Origin of the sequence: Flavobacterium arsenatis (assembly GCF_031456785.1) — a bacterium.
Taxonomy (GTDB): Bacteria; Bacteroidota; Bacteroidia; order Flavobacteriales; family Flavobacteriaceae; genus Flavobacterium; species Flavobacterium arsenatis.
The window spans coordinates 1-1,011 of the sequence record NZ_JAVDVI010000037.1; the positions used below are offsets into that span (position 1 = coordinate 1).

Annotated in this window: 1 protein-coding gene; it reads right to left on the reverse strand. The window is 30.1% G+C overall.

Annotated elements, in window-relative coordinates; translation table 11 throughout:
* Positions 1-13 precede the first annotated feature (13 nt).
* A complete protein-coding gene (locus J2X31_RS18190) occupies positions 14-910 on the reverse strand; it encodes an IS982 family transposase (protein WP_310029018.1) in 897 nt (298 codons plus the stop codon).
* Positions 911-1,011: the final 101 nt, after the last annotated feature.

A 1,011-nucleotide genomic window follows, 5' to 3' on the forward strand; every position in this document is an offset into this window, starting at 1 on the left:
AACCTGAACTCGATTAATAAAAGACCGCTAATTGGTTAGTTTTAATTGTTTCGTATTTTAAAGAAGGTTTTTTCGGCAGAAAATTATAAGCAATTATTCCAGCAATAATATTTGACAAAAAGTTAGTAAAAGAACGATGCCTAGAGTGCTCAACTTGACAAATGTTTTTAAGTTCATCATTAACGGTTTCAATTATTGAGCGTTTACGAAGTAAAATTTTATCGCTCATTTGCATCAAACTGTTTTTCATATTATTGCGAATACTGGTGATTAATTGTATTCCATCGACAAATAATAATTGGGAGAGCTTCTTGCTTATGTATCCTTTATCACCGAATAATTTTCCAAAAATTGCATTCAGAAAGCCTTCATTATTAAGAGGTTCTCTATCATCAACATTCGCTTGGGTTACAGCAAAACTTAATAATTCTCCTTTGTCATTAATAATAATATGAAGCTTAAAGCCATAAAACCAACCCATTGTAGATTTTCCTGTGGTAGCTGTGCCTTTGAAAACTTTATTCCTACTGATTCTTTTATTTTTGCAAACCCTTATTGGAGTTGAATCTACAAAGGAAATCCCTGTGCATTTTCCTAAACAACAAGTTTTAGCAAAAATGGTCATGGGTAAAAGAACACTCTGCATAAGTTCTAAAAAGCGATTATAAGAAACGGTCTTTGGAAACTCCTTTTGCATATGCTTTTGAACATAAAAAATATAAAAATGCTTGAAACAGCGAAAACCACTCAAATGGAAAAGCAAATAAATTGTAATTACTTCGGACTTTGACATAATTGCAGGTCGCTTGGAAGGTTTTCCTAGCAGAAAAGGTTGTGTAGTTTTGTCAAAATCTTTACAAAATTCATCAACAATAGAAAAAATATCAGTAATTTTATCAAAACAAATCATAGGTGAAATTTAGTTTAAATATTTAATTGTCAGAGATTTAAATATACTAAATTTTACCTTTTTGTACAATATTTTTAGCCTAAATTATTAATCGAGTTCAG

Excerpts from the sequence above, each read along its gene's own strand:
- J2X31_RS18190 (WP_310029018.1), bottom strand. The coding sequence starts at position 910 with ATGATTTGTTTTGATAAAATTACTGATATTTTTTCTATTGTTGATGAA.